Here is a 16564-nt window from a genome sequence, read left to right as displayed (position 1 = left end):
TCTTTGCAGCCTCGTCTGCAAAATCCAAACGTGTTCATGTGATAACAGGCGCCAGGGTGACCTTGTTTCTTCTGTGAAACTCACACAAACTCACTCTTACTTGATAATGATTCTCATTATCGGTATCATGGCCGCTAACCGTAAGTTTCCATTAGTACATATTTTCTCATTGAAAGCCCGATGTCATGCCTGTCGTCTCTCCTCGCACCCGCTTGCTTCCAGTCGCCGCCGCCCTGTCGCTGGCCTTCGCTTCCCATGCGGCCCATGCCGCCAGCGGCCAGGACGATTTGACGGCTGGCGATGAAAAAGTCATGCAAGCCGTGCAGGTGATGGGCGCCCGCGCGCAAGGTCTGGTGCCCGTCACCACGGAGGCGGGCAGCTTTCGCGGCGCCAACATCATGGATGTGCCATCGACCGTCAACGTGATCACGCGCGCATTGCTGGAGCAGCAAGCTGTCTCCGGCCTGTACGATGCCGTGCGCAATACGGCGGGCGTGACGCGCCAGCAAAACGGCGGCGAAACGTGGGATCAGCTGGTGATACGCGGCATCGCCGTGGAAAACCGCACGAATTACCGCCTCAACGGCTCCATGCCCATCATGAACTTCTCGCAAGTGCCCATGGAAAACAAGGAGAGGGTGGAAGTGCTGAAGGGCGCCTCGGCCCTGTACTATGGTTTTACCTCGCCGGCCGGCGTGGTCAACTTCGTCACCAAGCGGGCCGGTAGCAAGCCCGTCACCAGCATGGGCCTGAGTCTCGACGACCGGGGCAGTGCCGTGGCAAATGTCGACGTGGGCCGCCGCTTCGGCGCGCAGCAGGAATTCGGCGTGCGCATCAACGCGGCCGGCGGCACCCTGGGTTCCTGGCTGGACCATGTCGGCAACGGCAACCGCAGCTTTCTCTCCACCGCGCTGGACTGGCGCGTGAGCAATAAGCTGCTGTTGAAGGCGGACCTCGAATACGACCGCCGCAAGGTGACGGAGCAGGCGGGCGTGGCCTTGCCCACCGCCGTGAAAGGCGTGATCAGCTTGCCGCGCGCCGTCGACCCGCGCCAGCTGATCGGCCCTGACTGGTCGAATTTCGAAGCGCAGACGAAAAACGCGCAATTGCGCGCCGATTACGCCATCGCGGATGGCTGGGCCCTGACGGTGGAAGCGGGCCACTCGGAAACGGCGCGCGACCGCCGCCTGGCGATTTTCCGTCTGAACAATGCGGCCGCGCTGGCCACGGGTGCGGGCCGCATCACGGGCAATATCCAGCACAGCGTGACGGCGTCGGACTTGCTGCGCTTTGAACTGGCCGGCAATTTCCATACGGGTTTTATTGCCCACGAGCTGACACTGGGCGCCTCGCGCACGGACAAGTCGCAAGATCCGATTTACCAGAGCAATTACACGATCGCCTCGCAAAACCTGTACCAGCCCGTGCCCGTGACGAATGTCGTGTTCGGTCCCAAGCCGGCTTCGCTCACGACGGCCGCGCTCGACACGCGCGACACGGGCTTGTACGCGCTCGACCGCATGGTCTTCAGCCCGCAATGGCAAAGCGTCATCGGCGTGCGTCGCAGCAGTTATCAAAGCGACCAGGGCGCCAGCCACTATGACGTCAGCAAGACGACGCCGATGGCGTCATTGATCTACAAGGCCACGCCCCAGCTGTCGTTCTACGCGTCCACGGCGCGGGGGCTGGAAGAGGGCGAAACGGGCCCGACGGGCACAGTCAACCAGGGCGTCAAGATGGCGCCCGGTGTGAGTAAACAAAAGGAACTGGGCGCGCGCTGGCTGGCGCCGGGCGGCACCCTGGTCTCCGCCGCGCTGTTCGACATCACGCGCCCCGGCTATTACACGAATGCCGGCAATGTGTTCACGTCGGATGGCGAACAGCGCTACCGCGGCCTGGAACTGTCGACCCAGGGCAAGCTGACGCGCCAGCTGTCGTGGCAAACCTCGGCCCAGTTGCTTGACCCGCGTTTTGCGCACATCAACGCCGACTACAACGGCAAGGCGCCGGAAAACGCGTCGAAGCGCACGGCCAGCGCCTTTCTCGCCTACGCGCTCGACGCCGTGCCGGGCCTGTCCGTCAACGGCGGCGCGTATTACTACAGCGCCCGTCCCGTCAACGACCTGAACCAGGCCTTCCTCGGCGGGGTGACGCTTTTCAGCGCCGGTGCCCGCTACGCCAGCACGGTAATGAACAAGTCTGTCGTGTGGCAGCTGAACGTGGAAAACCTTGCCGACAAGCGCTACTGGGCCGGCGCTGGCACGCGGCTGGCATCCGGTGCGCCGCGCGCCATCAAGCTGTCGATGAAGGTGGATTTGTAGGAAGCTTTGACCTGCGCCCTGTGCGCAGGAGGCTTGCCCTGATACAATGTTGCCATATTCATCAGCAAAGGCAAGGCCAGCATCGTCCTGTGGATCGCGTGTATCGCCATCTTCCTGTCCACGCTCGCCCCTACGGTGTCGCGCGCGCTGACGGTCGCCAGCGGCCTGGCCGTGCCCAGCCTGGAAATCTGTTCGGTGGCGGGCGGCATGAATATGTCTCCCGCAACATTCTCCAGCGACGCGCCCGATACTTCCAAGGGCAGCATGCGCATGGGCGATTGCCCCTGCTGCAGCATGCACGCCGACACCTTGTCGCTTCCGCCTACCTCGCTCGTGCTCGCTTCCGGCGAGCTCCTCACGGGTTTGCTGCCCGAGCTGTTCTACCAATCCGCCACGCCGCCGTTCGCCTGGACGCCCGTCCAGCCCCGTGGCCCGCCCGCCGCTTTCTGATCTGTCCCTTTCCCTGAACTGCCTTGCGCCGCGCGGCTATGTGCTGTGCCGCGCTTGCGTCTGTTCGTCTTACCTCTACAGAATCTGAAAGCAGCACCATGAAACATTTACCGTTCTTGATTTCCCTCGCCATCGCCATGCCTGCCGTGGCGCAAACGCGCACTGAAGTTGTTCTTCCCGAGATGAAAGTCATCGTGACAGCCATCGGTGACGGCTACCGTCCCGCCGCCGATACGGCGCAGATGCTCAGTAGTACGCCCGGATACAGCGTGGCGTCCGGCGGCGGCGTGTCCGGCTTGCCAGTGGTCAATGGCTTTGCGGATGACCGCATCAAGATTCGCATCGATGGCATGGAACTGACGTCGGCCTGTGCCAATCACATGAATGCACCGCTGTCCTACATCGATCCGCAGCAAGTGCAGCGCATCCGCCTGATCGCCGGCGTCACACCCGTCAGCGCGGGCGGCGACAGCATAGGCGGCACCATCGAGGTGCAATCGAACGTGCCCGTGTTCGCCCAGCCTGGCGCGCCGTTGCTGACGCAAGGCAGCTTTGCCGTGTCGGGCCGCAGCGTCAACAACAGCGTGGCGACCAGCGTGAACGCCTCGGCCGCCAGCGATATGCTCAGCATCGGCTACACCGGCGCCTATACGCGGGGCCACAGCTATGAAGATGGGCGCGGCAACAAGGTGCTGGCCAGCATGTACGAAAGCATCAACCAGGCCATCGTGCTGGCGGCGAAGGGCCAGGGCCAGCAACTGACCCTGCGCGCCGGCGTGCAGCACATCCCCTACCAGGGCTTTCCGAACCAGTACATGGACATGACGGACAACCACGGCCAGTTCGCCAATCTCGCTTATAAAGGCGAGTTCGGCTGGGGCGTGCTCGATGCGCGTGCCTACTGGCAGCAGACGGACCATGAAATGGGCTTCTTCTCGCCCGAGCGCAAGGGTTCGATGCCGATGATTACGCACGGACGCAACACGGGCTATGCGCTGATGGCCAGCCTGCCGACAGGCGCGGGCGAGTTGCGCCTGGGCCAGGAGTGGCACGGTTTCCGCCTCGACGATTACTGGCCGGCCGTGCCCGGTTCCATGATGATGGGGCCGCGCACCTACCTGAACATCAACGACGGCAAGCGCGACCGGACCGTGCTGTTCGGCGAACTGGAAACGCGCCATGACGCGCGCTGGAGCAGCGTGCTGGGCTTGCGCGGCGAATCCGTGCGCATGGACACGGGCGACGTGCAATCGTATGGCACCAATATGATGAACATGCCGGACCTGATGGCCGCCAGGGCCTTCAATGCGCGCAGCCACAGCCAGCGCGACACGAATATCGATGCCTCGGCACAAGCCACCTTCACGCCCGATGTGGCCAGCAGCTACGAATTCGCGCTGGCGCGCAAGGTGCGCTCGCCCAATCTGTACGAGCGCTACTCGTGGGGCCGCGGCTCGATGGCCATGACCATGACCAACTGGTTTGGCGATGGCAACGGCTATGTGGGCAATATCGACCTCAAGCCCGAGACGGCTTACACGGCCGCGTTCACGGCCGACTGGCATGGCGGCGGCGAGGAGGGCTGGTTCCTGCGCGTCAATCCCTATTACAGCAAGGTCGACAATTACATCGACGTCGACGTGCTGGCGTCATTCCACCCGTACATGAAAATGGGCGCCAATGGGAACTTGCTGCGTTTTGCCAACCACGACGCCAAATTGTACGGCGCCAATCTGGCCTGGCAACTGCCTTTGGTGCGCAGCGCGCGCTGGGGCCGCTTCATGGCGACGGGCAATGCCGCTTACACGCGGGGCAAACGCAGCGATGGCGGCGACCTGTACCGCATGATGCCGTTCAACGGCTTGCTGGCCGTCGAGCACAAGCTGGGCGCCTGGAGCAGCCGCATCGAAACGAAGATCGTGGCCCGCAAGGACAAGGTCGATGCCCGCCGCTTCGAACCGGCGACGGGCGGCTATGCGCTCGTCAACCTGCGCAGCAGCGTGGCATTGAACAAGATGGCCAGCCTGAGCGCCGGTGTCAGTAACCTGTTCAACCGCGCGTATGCGGACCCGCTCGGCGGCGTGTACTTGTCGGGTTTGAAAGCGAATGGCGGCGCGCTGCAAGCGTTGCCGGCCGAGGGCAGGTCGATTGATGTGGGGCTGCAGCTGAAGTTCTAAGGCTGGCAATTGGCTATGGCGCCTTCCTGCTGCCGATGCGGGAAGCGGAAGGCGCCTGCCGGTATCGCCGCAGCAGCGAGCACCATGTTCGTGACAATGTGTGCATGTTTCTCGCCGGTAATTTGTTATTCTTTCTGGCGCCTGCTTCAGGCGTTTGGCGCACATGGGTGCGATAGCGAAGGTTGCCGGCCTTGGCTGCTGAAATGATGTTGGCTGACAAAAAAGGTATACATGATCGCGTTTAAAGATTTTCGTTCGACCACGTCGGGCAGTCCTCTCTCTGACGGCATCGACAGGTCGCTGGTAATGGCCAATGAATGGCTGGTAAAAACCGGTGTTCATCCGGTCAACATCGAAACCATCACGGAAACGAGGGGCTGGATGGTGCTAGCCAAGGTTGAGCGCGGTATTCGGGTATGGTATGAAGCCGGTTCTGTTCGTTGAAAGAGTAATCGGCGAGGACTCGCAAGATTACACAGGATTGCTCCCGAGAATTACCTGGATGGCAGTTATCTGGATGGATGAAGTTGAATAAGAAGGTTGAATAAACGCTGGAGCCGTAATGGGATATAACCTGCATATTACAAGAAGCGCAGACGGGCATACGCGTAGGGGACCTGCCATTTCGATCGAGGAATGAACCAAGCTGCTTGCACAGGATGCAGAAATGCGCCGTGATGGCTACGCCGAAGTCAGGGCGTCCGATGGCACGACGATACGCATGGAAGACGAAGGCCTGGCCGTATGGACGGCCTATTGCGCCCATCAGGAAAACGGCAAACGGGCATGGTTCAGTTTTTATCGCGGCAGTATCAGCTGCAATAACCCCCATGCTGAAATCGTCGGGGAAATGTGGCGCATTGCCCAGCAGCTATCGGCCGTCATTCAGGGGGATGAAGGCGGGTTGTATGATGAGCATGGTCAGTCCCGGTAGGTCCGGGTTTGTCGGGCGCGTGGGAAACTGGCAACGTGGGTATGCGGCACAGCGCCATCAATTTCCTCCTCCGCTCTTTTTCGCCGTGACCCCGTGAGGACGCGCAGCGCAGTGGCGATCGGCACCTTGTTCTTGGCCAGGTAGGCGGCGGCCGTGGCCGTATCGAGCATTTCCTGGAAAATAATGCCGACTTCGACCTTTTGGGCCGTCAAATCGTCCTGCCTTGCGCAGTCGATGATATCCATATTCGTAGCAATGACTTTGTCGTTCTTGGAGCGCATTTTTGCCTCGGTAGAAAAGAGAAAAAATGTCTCCTTTTATTTTGCCTTTAAGATAACTTATTTTTGTGACTTTGTGGAAATTTTTCTTTAATCGATAGTGCATTCAAGAATTAAATTTAGCTATGGGCCAAGCTCAGTGCATGGAGATGAATGCGGGATACATGATTTCCCGTCACCCATTGCCTGATCAACCATCGTTTGCCAGCGGCGCGCGGATGCGGTCTAATCATGGCTTGTTCCTACACGAGCTTGCCATGCTGCCCACTCCCGCCATCGCCGCGCTGCGCGAAAAATTTCCCCTCATTAGTGATTTGATGGCCTTGCAGCCCTTGAGCTGGTTCAATCCCGCCATCGCGCCGGCGGCCGTAGCCTTGAACGACGTGGGCTTGACGGCGGCCGACGTGGCGGATGCCAGCGCCCGCCTGGCGCGCTTTGCGCCCTACCTGGCGAAGGCTTTTCCGGAAACGCAGGCTAGCGGCGGCGTCATCGAGTCGCCCGTCGTGCCGCTGCCCGCCATGCAGGCGGCGTTGGGTTTGGCGTCAGGCATGACGAGCGGTCAGCTATGGCTCAAGCAGGACAGCCATTTGCCCATTTCCGGCTCGATCAAGGCGCGCGGCGGCATCTATGAAGTGCTGAAACACGCGGAAATGCTGGCGCTGGACGCCGGCTTGCTGCAGGAGGGCGACGATTACAGCCTGCTGGCCAGCGACGCCGTGCGCGCCTTCTTTGGCCAGTATGCGATCGCCGTCGGCTCCACGGGCAATCTGGGCTTGTCGATCGGCATCATGAGCGCGCGCCTGGGCTTTCGCGCCACCGTGCACATGTCGGCCGATGCGCGCCAGTGGAAAAAGGATAAATTGCGCAGCCATGGCGTCACCGTCGTCGAGTACGCGACCGACTACAGCGTGGCCGTGGAAGCGGGGCGCCAGCAGGCGGAAAATGACCCGACTTGCCACTTCGTCGACGATGAAAACTCGCACGATCTGTTTCTCGGCTATGCGGTGGCGGGCCAGCGCCTGCAAGCCCAGTTCGAAGCGGCCGGCGTCGCGGTCGATGCGCAGCACCCGCTGTTCGTCTACCTGCCGTGCGGCGTCGGCGGCGGTCCCGGCGGCGTGGCCTTCGGCTTGAAACTGGCCTTTGGCGATGCCGTCCACTGCGTGTTCATCGAGCCGACGCATTCGCCGTGCATGCTGCTGGGCGTGCACACGGGCTTGCACGAGGGCATCAGCGTGCAGGAGATCGGCATCGACAACCTCACGGCCGCCGATGGCCTGGCCGTGGGACGCCCGTCCGGCTTCGTCGGCCGCGCCATGCAGCGGCTGATCGACGGCTACGCCACCGTCACGGATGAAGAACTGTACCGTCTGCTGGCGCTGCTTGAACAAACGCAAGGCTTGCGTCTGGAACCGTCGGCCGTGGCCGGTTTCGCGGGTATTCCTGCCGTGCTGGCGGCGCCGCAGTACCAGGCAACGTTGGCACACGCCACGCACCTGGTGTGGGGCACGGGCGGCAGCATGGTGCCGGAGCAGGAAATGACGGCCTACGTGGCGCGTGGCCGTGCCCTGCTGGCGGCCGGCGCGCCGAGCAGGGCCACGCCTGGGGCCATGCTGACGGCCAGCCAGTTCGCCAACCTGCACACGTTTCTTGTGGCGGCGCGCCACGCCAGCTTTGCGCTGGCCGCGCAGGAACTGGCGCTCACGCCCAGCGCCGTCAGCCACCGCATCGCGCGGCTGGAAGCGGGCCTGGACCTGCGCCTGTTCGAACGATTGACGCGGCAAGTCAAGCTGACGGCCGATGGCGAGCGCATCTTCGCCGCCCTGCAAATCGGCTGGGACAGCTTGCAGGCGGCGCTGGCCGGCGGCGATGCGCTCACTGGCGGCATCACCGTGCATGCGCGTCCCTCGGTGGCGCAATGCTGGCTGGTGCCGCGCCTGGCAGGGTTCGCTGCGCAATATCCGGACGTATCGATTGACTTGCGCGTGGGCAATGAAAGCGTGGACTTTCGCGCCGGCCAGGTCGACCTGGCCTTGCACTATGGCGACGGCCACTTTCCCGGCCTGGCATCGCGCAAGCTGATGGATGAATGGCTGGCGCCCGTATGCAGCCCCGCGTATGCACGCGAGCACGGCTTGCTGGATACGCCACACAACTTGTCAGGCGCGACGCTGCTGCACGATACGCTGGCCTGGCCCGCCTGCGCGCCCGACGCCGAGTGGCGGCTATGGCTGGACGGGCGCGCGCCCGAGGTGAACTTGCCGGCGCGCAGCCTGCGCTTCGACCGCGCCGACCTGTGCGCGCAGGCGGCCATCCACCACGCGGGCGTGGCCATGGGCCGGCGCCAGCTGGTGCAGCCGTGGCTCGCCAGCGGCCAGCTGATCCTGCCGTTTGGCGCTTTCGACTTGCCCAGCCCGCAGGCGTATTACCTCGTGCACAGCGCGCGCGCCGCGCCGCCAGCGCGCGTGCAGGCGTTGCTGGATTGGCTGCTGGGGCAGGCTATTTGATACACTGCGCGCCTTGTTCAAGAACGCGCAGGAAGGAAGCACCATGCACGCATCATCTCCATTGACCCCCACGCCGCCACAGGAACTGCGCACGTATGCGCTCGCCTGTCTGCTTGACCCGGACCCGGCCACCAAGGTGTCGATGGTGGCCGCCATGGCAGAAGCGCAGCTTTCTCTCGATGCGCAAGCGCCGCTGGCGCCCACCGGCCCCGTGCCGGGCCGTCCAGAACACCCGGAACTGGTGCCGCCGCGCCTGGTGGGACGGCGTTCGATGATCACGCCGGAAGGGCGCGCCATGCTGGTGCACGCGCTCGCGCACATCGAGTTCAACGCGATGAACCTGGCGCTCGATGCCCTGTGGCGCTTCCCGGACTTGCCCTTTGACTACTACACGGACTGGCTGCGCGTGGCGAAAGAGGAAGCGACGCACTTTGCCATGCTGCAGGCGCACTTGCAAGTGCTGGGCCACACGTATGGCGACTTTCCTGGCCACGACAGCCTGTGGGAAATGGTCGACAAGACGCGCGGCGACGTGCTGGCGCGCATGGCGCTGGTGCCGCGCACCCTGGAAGCGCGGGGCCTCGACGCGATTCCGCCGCTGCGCGCCAAGCTGGCGCAGGCGGGCGACATGGCCGCCGCCGCCATCCTCGACATCATCCTGCGCGATGAAGTGGGGCACGTCGAGATCGGCAACCGCTGGTACGGCTATCTGTGCGACCAAAGGGGCCTGGAATTGCGCGCCACGTATGCGGAGCTGGCGCTGCGCTATGAAGCGCCCACCTTGCGCGGCCCGTTCAACCTGGAAGCGCGGCGCCGGGCGGGCTTTTCGGAGCTGGAACTGTCCGACTTGCCTGCCTGAATCTGTCGCGGCGTCACGGGTGGGCCGTGATGCTGATATGCCAGTGGCTCAGGTGTTCCGTTTCGATGTGCACTTTGATGGGTTTGTTCCACGCGCCAGCGCCCGGGATCTTGTCGGCCGGCGCGGCGGAAAAACGCCCGTCGACGAGGGCCAGCTTGACGAAGCTGGGGCCGATGTAGATGACGCGCGTGCTGGCCGGCGCTGCTTCCTGGGCCAGCATGGCCCGGTTCGCCGCGATCCACGCCAGCAGGGCCGCCAGTTTCGGCTTTTGCGCGGGGTTGGCCGCCACTTCCGCCTTCGCGTCGATGATCAGCTTGTGAATGCCTGCGCCATTGCCCTGGCCGCCCAGCGTATCCGTGTAGCCGCCCGCGCCGTCCGCGTAGCGCAAGTCGATCTGCTGGCCGTCGCTGTGGCCGCTGTGGCCGAGGATGGAGCGGCCCTCCGCCGTCTGCGTCACGTGCTGACCGCTGATGTCGTCGAAGCGGTAAGGCTTGCCCGCCAGCCAGGCGATGGCCAGGCGCGTGGCCCATGAATCGCCACCCGCATCGCGCGTGCCGTAGCGCCGCGCCGCCAGCGCCGCCTCGTTGTTGGCCAGGTACAGGGGAATGTAGGCCGTGCTGCCCTTGAACTCCACTTGCCCCCCTTCGGCCGGGTCGGAACTGGCGTCCGTATTGTCGACTTTGCCCTTCAGGCGCAAGGTGACGACGGCCTTCTTGTCGAGTTTTGCGCCGGCAAAGGCGGGCAGCACCAGGCTGGGGAATGTCACCTTGCCCGCGCTCTTGGTATTGGTCTGGGACAATAAATTCTCGGTGCTGAAGGCGGGATCGCCGCCGCCCGACGAAATACCGATATTGACTTCCGTAATCGTCGCCGCCGCCGGCGTGTAGTGCAATTCCAGCGGCAAGGTGTGCGTGGCCGTGGCCGTGCCTTGCGACACGGATACATATGGCCCCGGCAGATTGCCCGTCAGCTTGATCGGCTGCAGCACGGGATGGCCGGCCTTGTTGGGAGAGAGGAATTTCGCCTGCGTCACCTTCAAACCCTTGCACACGAGGCTCAGTTCCACCGTCGTCACGGTGGCCAGGGCGCTGTCGCCGATATTCGTGGCGCTGACATTGCCGCCCAGGCTCAACGTCCCCTCCTTGGTTTGCTTGCTGACATCGACGCATTCCGTCCTGACGATGCTGCCCTGCGTGTAGTGGGTCTGGTTGACGGCGCCCGTGGCGGCCAGGTTGACCCCCGGCAGCCCCGTCACGGAATACGACCAGGTATCGTTGTACTGGCTTTGCGCCGTCGTGTAGACGGGATACTCGGCCGTGCTGACGGTGATTTTCACACCCACGTTTTTCGTACCCTTGGGCACCGTGAAGGCGATGGGCGAGGTGATGGTCTGGTTTTGCGCGGCCGCCGTGGCCGTAAACGTCTTGCTGCCCTCGTCATCCTGCGGCGTGACGTCGTCCGCGGCACGGGGGCTGGCCGGCACCGCGCGCGCGGGCGGCCCGGCGCCATCCTGCGTGACGCTGCCCGCCACATAGCTTTGTGCCGAGGCGGTGCGCTGGGCCAGGCCGGTTCCGTACGGATACACGATGCCGACGCTGACGGTGCTGCTGTTGTCAAACACGACGGCGCTGACGCTAACCACGTTCGGATGGACCAGGTCGTTCAAGGTCAGTTGGTAAGTGTCGGGCAGCACGCCATCGAAGTGGAAGGCGCCCGTGGCGTCGACCACGGCCACCTGGCGCTGGTGGTTGTTGTAGCCAGCCAATAACATCTTCTTGCCGGCCAGCCCCGTGGCATTGCCACCCGCCGGTGTGCGCAGCTGGCCCTGCACCACGGCGCCGGACTTGAGGACGATCAAGGCATAGCTGGCCGTGAATTCACCGTCCTGCGAGACGAAATTGAGGTTCAGCTCGTAGCTGCCGTTAGGCAAGGATGCCAGCAATTGCTGCATGGCCGTGGCGCTGATGGCGAAATTGCCGCTGGCCGCATCGAACGTCCAGTAGTTCTTGATGCTGACGGCCACGCCGTCCGGCATCGACAGCAGGCCGTCGCTGTCGTCCTGCAGGGCCAGTGACGGCGCGCCCACCAGGCGGAACGCCATTCCGCCCGGCTGCAGGCGGTTGTTCGGCCCCAGTCCCGTGATGGCCAGCACGGGCGCCGTGGCGGGCAGGTTGCCGTCGTCGTCCGGCTCCACATAGGTTTCCACGGCCGTGGGCAATTCCGTCTGGATCAGCAGGTCGAGGGTCGTGACCTTGTTGCCCTTGCTGAGGGAAAACTGCGCATGCTGGTCGACGCCCGTGTCGCCGGGCGTGGAAAAGCGCAGGCTGCCGTCCTGCAGCAGCACGTCCGTGACGGCGCCGCTGGCCTTGACGCTGTCGGCGCCGTCCGTAAAACCCAGCTCGGCCAGCGACAGCGCGACCACTTGCGCGGGCCGCACGGGATCGAGGGCGATGCTGACGTTGGTGCTGAAAGTCCACGTCAGGCCCGTGCTCTGGAAGGCGATGCTGCGTTCGATGCGCACGGTGATGGTGTCGTCGGGCGTGACGGTGGCACCCGCGTCAATGCTGCTGGCCAGCACCTCGCCATCGATGATGGTGCTGCCTTCGGGCGCGCTGGCCAGCACGGCTTGCACATTGCTGGCCGCCGCGCCGCTGTTGTTGCGGATGTGTACGCGGTAGGTATAGTCCCAGGTCGTGCGGCTGACGCGCTGCTCGCCCACCTTTTCCAGCAAGGTCACTTCGAAGTCCCCGGCGGCCTGGGCGGTGGTGCCGGTAGTCGCTGCGGCGGCCAGCATGACTTTCGGCGTGGGCGGCTGGGTGGGATCGTTCGGCCCGCCGCAGGCGCACAGGCTCATGGCCAGCAATGGGGCCAGCGCGGCGGCGGCCAGCCGGCGCCGGCCCAGGCAGGCCATAGCCAGCACGCCTGCCAGCAGCAGCCATGGCGTGGACGGCAGGGCGACGGCGGCCGCCTGCGTGATGCCCGCCTCGATCTCGATAAAGGAGACGGGGTCGAGAATGGAAAACGGCTGGGCGCCGGGGTTGCCCGCACCCAGGTAATCGAAGGTGACGGAAAAGCCCGTGGCCGTGGCGCCGGGATTGATGCCGCTGGCCAGTGCCAGTGCGTCGACATAGCCGCTGGCGGGGATGGCGGGATCGGGCTGGACCAGCAGCACGTCCCAGCCCGGTGCCGTGGAGACGTTGTGCAGCTTGGCGTACTGGCCCACGCTGAAGAACAAGGTGAATTCTTCGATGGGCACGGCCAAGGTGGTATTGCTGACCGTATAGTCGTAGCGCCACTGCGTGCCGCCCAGCGCTGTCGCCGTGTAGCCGATGCTGGTGGCGTGCGCGGCGGACATGGCGCACAGCAGCAGCGCCAGCAGCACCTGTTTGATAAAGCTCATGATCGTTCCCCCACTGACTGGCGCCAAGCGTGCCCAGGAAATAGCTCAAGCAGGAAACGTTCCTGTACAAATTGTGCCGTAAAAACAAGGGTTTGGCTGAGGAGGGCCGGCGTCGGTGTCAAATATGGCGACACTGGTCCATACGGCTGAGCATGTCAGCGCTGTCCTACCCATCTTGTCGAAACTGTCTGATTGTATGCCTTGCGGAAACACGCGATGATCATGTCCATGCTGCAACAGCCAGCCAATCCGATGGAGTATGCGATGTCCAAGCCAGCCAAGCCCAGTCATTTGAACAAGCCGTTCCTGGTAATCTGCCTGTTCACTTTGTCGACCCTGGCGGCCACCTGGATGAATGCGGGCGAGGCGCCAGCCAGCGATGCCGCGCCTGCGCCTGTGGCGCGCGATGTGGGCCATGGCGCCTTGCCGGTCTGCGGCAGCGATGCCCTCACACTGTCGGCACACTGCCAGCCTGGCCGCCAGGCTTGACGCCAGCCTGCAGCTGCAAGGCCAGGTGTGGAAATCCTTGGCCGTGTAGTCGTCGCCCGTCACCTCGGCGGCGCGCTGTTATGCTAAGGTGCGCATTCGTAACGCCGTGCGCGGCAGACAGGAGCAGCAGATGTTTGGCAGAAAAAAGAATCTGGAAGAAGACCACGCCCCCCAGGCCGACAAGCAGTATGAAAAGAAATACACGGATGACAGCTTCTGGGACAAGGTCGTCAAGTTCGCCAAGACGGCGGGACGCGAAGTCATTGAAAAAGCCCTGTGGCTGTACTACGCGGCGCAGCAGCCGAACACCCCGCTGTGGGCGAAGACGGCCATCTATGGCGCGCTCGGCTATTTCATTTCACCCATCGATGCGATTCCCGACATCACGCCCGTGATCGGCTATGCGGATGACCTGGCCGTGCTGGCGGCGGCCGTCGCCACCGTCGCCACCTACATTACGGCCGAGGTCAAGGAACGCGCCGCAGAGAAATTGCGCGGCTGGTTCGGCGCCTAGGTTTTCTTGACAGCGGGTGCACCGCCGGCCCCATGCGCGAGCAGGCGCAGCACGACTTCTTTCTGGAATGAACGAAACTCCTTGTCGGCGCTGACGTTGGCGAAGGCCAGCACGGCCGTCCTGCTGGCGCGGTCGACACAGACGACGGACGCGGCGCCCGGGTCGCCGCCGCTGTGCGTGGCCAGCGGCTTGCCGTCGACGTCGCGCAGCAGCCACACCAAAGCTTGCCGCACGGACGAGTCGGCGGGCACGACGGGGGCCGCTTGCGGGGCAAAAAACAATTGCAGGGTGGCATCTTGCAGATAGCGGTGGCCATCGACCCGGCCGCCATTGCTGAAAATGGCCAGGAAACGGGCAAAGTCATGCGCCGAGCTGCGCAGCAGGCCGGCCGGCCAGTCCGGATAGCCGACGGGCGGCAGCACTTGCAGGCCCGCCTCCTTGTGCGCATACGGCTGGGCGACGACGGCGCGCCGCGGCAAGCCGGCCAGGTTCCAGGCCGTGCTGTCCATGCCCAGCGGTTCGAACAGCTGTTCCTGCGCAAAGGCGTCCAGGCCGTCGGGATTCAAGCGGCCCACCAGATAGCCGAGCAGGGCGATGCCCACGTTGCTGTAGCGCCATTCCGTGCCGGGCCGGGCGGCAAACGACACATCCGCGTCGTACCAGGCGCCGCCGCGCGACAGATAGCCCTTGACGAAGTCGCGCAGCGGCAAGCGCGGATCTCCCTGCACGGCAAACGCCGTCGTCTTTTCGTACACGGCGTCGGAAATGCCCGAGGTGTGATTGAGCAAATGGCGAAAGGTGATGGGCACGTCGGGAAACTTCGGATGCATGAGCGGGAAGTCCAGGTAGGCCGCCACCTTGTCGTCGAGCTGGAAGGCGCCCTGTTCCAGCAGCATCATGACGGTCGTCGCCGTGACGAGCTTGCTGACGGAGGCGATATGGAACACCGTATTGGCATCGGCCTTCTTGCCGGCCTGGATATCGGCCCAGCCATAGCCGCGCGCGAAGAGGGTTTGCTCGTCGCGCACCACGGCCACGCTCATGCCCGGCGTTTCCGTACGGGCCAGGCCATCGCGCATGAAGCCGTCAAATTCCGTTTCCCACGCCAGCCTGGCCGGATCGGTGGCGCAGCCCGTTTGCAGCAGGGCCAGTGAGACGCCCAGTCCCAGCACGCTTCTTCGTTTCATTGATTCTTTCTTTTGCCATTTTTAATTATCTTAACAATATTTCCGCCCGCCATAGCGGCGATTGACAAATCATTGCTCTGCAGCAATGACAAAGGAGGGCGGCCGGCGCCTATTTGCAGCAGTTATTTGCGCCAGTAGCGTTCCAGCAGCGGTTTGACGGTCAGTCCGTGCGCGATGGCATAGCTGAGGTAATACAGCGAACCGATGCCGCGCACGCACGCTGGTGTCCGTGGCAAGCAAGCCGGGCGCGCCACCAGCCGCAGGAACAGCGCCACGCTCTTTTTTACGCCTTGTACAACTGCACCGTATCGTTCTGCGCCTGCATGCCATGCACCTCGATGGGGTCGTGGGTGGAGCGCAAGCGGGGCAGGCTGTGCGGATAATTGCTCGTGATAAAGGCCAGCATCTGCTCGCGCACGAGGCAGCGCAATTCAAACGCCGTGCCTGAATCCACCGCGCTGATGAGGAAGCGCACGCGCACGGCCCGCTCGTTCGAATCCGTCGCCTGCACGGTGCAGACCCGGCCATCCCATTGCTTGGCCCCTTCGCAGATGCGCGTCAGTTCCGCGCGCAGCGGCTCGATCGGGACGCTGAAATCGAGCCACAGGAACACCGTGCCCAGGATGTCCGAGGAGGTATGCGTCCAGTTTTCGAACGGATTTTCGATGAACCACTGCAGCGGCACGATCAGCCGGCGTTCATCCCACACGCGCACGACCACGTAGGTGCCCTTGATTTCCTCGACCGTGCCCCATTCGCCATTGACGATCAGCACGTCGTCGATGCGGATGGGTTGAGAAAACGCAATTTGCAGCCCTGCAATGAAATTGCCGAGTACGGGGCGGGCGGCGATACCGGCCACCAGGCCCGCCACGCCGGCCGAAGCCAGCAGGCTGGCGCCGATCTGCCGCGCGCCGGGCAAGGTCAGCAGCACGAAGGACAGGCCCAGCAGGACCACGATGGCATGCGCGCTGCGCGTCAGCACGCGGGCCTGGGTGATCCGGCGGCGCGCGCGCAGGTTGTCGGCCGCGTCGACGGGATTGATCTGGGAAATCGTGATGCTGAGCGACTCGATGCATTGCATGGCCAGCCAGGTCAGCGCGATGATCAGCGCCACGCTGGTGACGTGCGATATGGCGACCAGGCCCGGCGTGTCGTCGGGCGCGCTGGCCAGCACCATGCGCAGGCCGAAGACGATCATGCACAGCTGGCTGGCGCGGAAGGCCACGCGCGCGACGTTGCTGGCAAGCGCGTGGCCATTGGCGAGTTTTTTCAGCAAGCCGATGCCGGCCCGGTGCACGAGGATGGCGACCAGGGTGACGAGCAGGGCGGAAACGAGCACGGTCAGCGCCGAGCGCAGCGGGCCTCCCATCAGCGAGTGAAACGTGCTGAGATCCATAGGCGAAAACTCCTTATTGATAAGTGAAATGGATGTCGGAAGCGGCTATTTT

15 protein-coding genes are annotated in these 16564 nt (G+C 63.8%); 9 read left to right on the top strand and 6 right to left on the bottom strand.

The window, feature by feature from the left end:
* The first annotated feature begins 185 nt into the window (after positions 1 to 185).
* The gene (locus tag KY494_RS03720; RefSeq protein WP_219889956.1) at positions 186 to 2321 is read left to right on the top strand and encodes a TonB-dependent siderophore receptor; all 2136 of its coding nucleotides are present in this window, start codon (positions 186 to 188) and stop codon (positions 2319 to 2321) included.
* On the opposite strand, the gene KY494_RS29565 is transcribed toward KY494_RS03720, so the two are convergent.
* Positions 2243 to 2530 (bottom strand): hypothetical protein, encoded by a 288-nt coding sequence (locus KY494_RS29565; RefSeq protein ID WP_258195004.1) that lies wholly within the window; start codon positions 2528 to 2530, stop codon positions 2243 to 2245. The genes KY494_RS03720 and KY494_RS29565 overlap by 79 nt on opposite strands.
* Here KY494_RS29565 and KY494_RS03715 point away from each other — a divergent pair.
* The 4 genes from KY494_RS03715 to KY494_RS03700 all read left to right on the top strand — a co-directional run bounded on the left by KY494_RS03715 (position 2457) and on the right by KY494_RS03700 (position 5882).
* Positions 2457 to 2771 (top strand): DUF2946 family protein, encoded by a 315-nt coding sequence (locus tag KY494_RS03715; RefSeq protein ID WP_258194643.1) that lies wholly within the window; start codon positions 2457 to 2459, stop codon positions 2769 to 2771. The genes KY494_RS29565 and KY494_RS03715 overlap by 74 nt on opposite strands.
* Before the next feature lie 98 nt (positions 2772 to 2869).
* Positions 2870 to 4948 (top strand): TonB-dependent receptor, encoded by a 2079-nt coding sequence (locus tag KY494_RS03710; RefSeq protein WP_219889955.1) that lies wholly within the window; start codon positions 2870 to 2872, stop codon positions 4946 to 4948.
* Between the two features lie 231 nt (positions 4949 to 5179).
* The gene (locus KY494_RS03705) at positions 5180 to 5392 is read left to right on the top strand and encodes a hypothetical protein (RefSeq protein WP_219135275.1); all 213 of its coding nucleotides are present in this window, start codon (positions 5180 to 5182) and stop codon (positions 5390 to 5392) included.
* A 223-nt stretch (positions 5393 to 5615) separates the two neighbouring features.
* Positions 5616 to 5882, top strand: a complete 267-nt coding sequence (locus KY494_RS03700) for a hypothetical protein (protein ID WP_219889954.1) — start codon at positions 5616 to 5618, stop codon at positions 5880 to 5882.
* On the opposite strand, the gene KY494_RS03695 is transcribed toward KY494_RS03700, so the two are convergent.
* On the bottom strand, positions 5870 to 6163 hold the full coding sequence (locus tag KY494_RS03695) for a hypothetical protein (protein WP_219889953.1): 294 nt from the start codon (positions 6161 to 6163) through the stop codon (positions 5870 to 5872). The two genes, KY494_RS03700 and KY494_RS03695, sit on opposite strands and share 13 nt — an antisense overlap.
* Before the next feature lie 254 nt (positions 6164 to 6417).
* On the opposite strand from KY494_RS03695, the gene KY494_RS29975 reads away from it, so the two are divergent.
* On the top strand, positions 6418 to 8664 hold the full coding sequence (locus KY494_RS29975; protein WP_219889952.1) for a D-serine ammonia-lyase: 2247 nt from the start codon (positions 6418 to 6420) through the stop codon (positions 8662 to 8664).
* Positions 8665 to 8707: 43 nt separating this feature from the next.
* Positions 8708 to 9523, top strand: coding sequence for a ferritin-like domain-containing protein (locus tag KY494_RS03685; protein ID WP_219889951.1), 816 nt, complete (start codon positions 8708 to 8710; stop codon positions 9521 to 9523).
* Between the two features lie 13 nt (positions 9524 to 9536).
* On the opposite strand, the gene KY494_RS03680 is transcribed toward KY494_RS03685, so the two are convergent.
* Positions 9537 to 12923, bottom strand: coding sequence for a hypothetical protein (locus KY494_RS03680; RefSeq protein ID WP_219889950.1), 3387 nt, complete (start codon positions 12921 to 12923; stop codon positions 9537 to 9539).
* A gap of 222 nt (positions 12924 to 13145) precedes the next feature.
* Here KY494_RS03680 and KY494_RS03675 point away from each other — a divergent pair, with 222 nt between their 5' ends.
* Together KY494_RS03675 and KY494_RS03670 are read left to right on the top strand one after the other, a co-directional pair.
* Positions 13146 to 13412, top strand: coding sequence for a hypothetical protein (locus KY494_RS03675; protein WP_219889949.1), 267 nt, complete (start codon positions 13146 to 13148; stop codon positions 13410 to 13412).
* A 130-nt stretch (positions 13413 to 13542) separates the two neighbouring features.
* Positions 13543 to 13926, top strand: coding sequence for a YkvA family protein (locus KY494_RS03670; protein ID WP_219889948.1), 384 nt, complete (start codon positions 13543 to 13545; stop codon positions 13924 to 13926).
* Here the strand turns inward: KY494_RS03670 and KY494_RS03665 are convergent.
* The 3 genes from KY494_RS03665 to KY494_RS03655 all read right to left on the bottom strand — a co-directional run bounded on the left by KY494_RS03665 (position 13923) and on the right by KY494_RS03655 (position 16512).
* Complete coding sequence (locus KY494_RS03665) at positions 13923 to 15113, bottom strand: serine hydrolase (RefSeq protein ID WP_219889947.1); 1191 nt, start codon at positions 15111 to 15113, stop codon at positions 13923 to 13925. The genes KY494_RS03670 and KY494_RS03665 overlap by 4 nt on opposite strands.
* Before the next feature lie 122 nt (positions 15114 to 15235).
* The gene (locus KY494_RS03660; RefSeq protein WP_219135265.1) at positions 15236 to 15388 is read right to left on the bottom strand and encodes a hypothetical protein; all 153 of its coding nucleotides are present in this window, start codon (positions 15386 to 15388) and stop codon (positions 15236 to 15238) included.
* An 8-nt stretch (positions 15389 to 15396) separates the two neighbouring features.
* Positions 15397 to 16512, bottom strand: a complete 1116-nt coding sequence (locus KY494_RS03655; RefSeq protein WP_219889946.1) for a mechanosensitive ion channel family protein — start codon at positions 16510 to 16512, stop codon at positions 15397 to 15399.
* Between the last annotated feature and the right edge of the window lie 52 nt (positions 16513 to 16564).

This window comes from Janthinobacterium sp. PAMC25594 (genome assembly GCF_019443505.1).
GTDB lineage: Bacteria > Pseudomonadota > Gammaproteobacteria > Burkholderiales > Burkholderiaceae_D > Janthinobacterium.
Note: the sequence above shows the minus strand (reverse complement) of the source record. Positions and strands in the feature narration are given on the sequence as shown.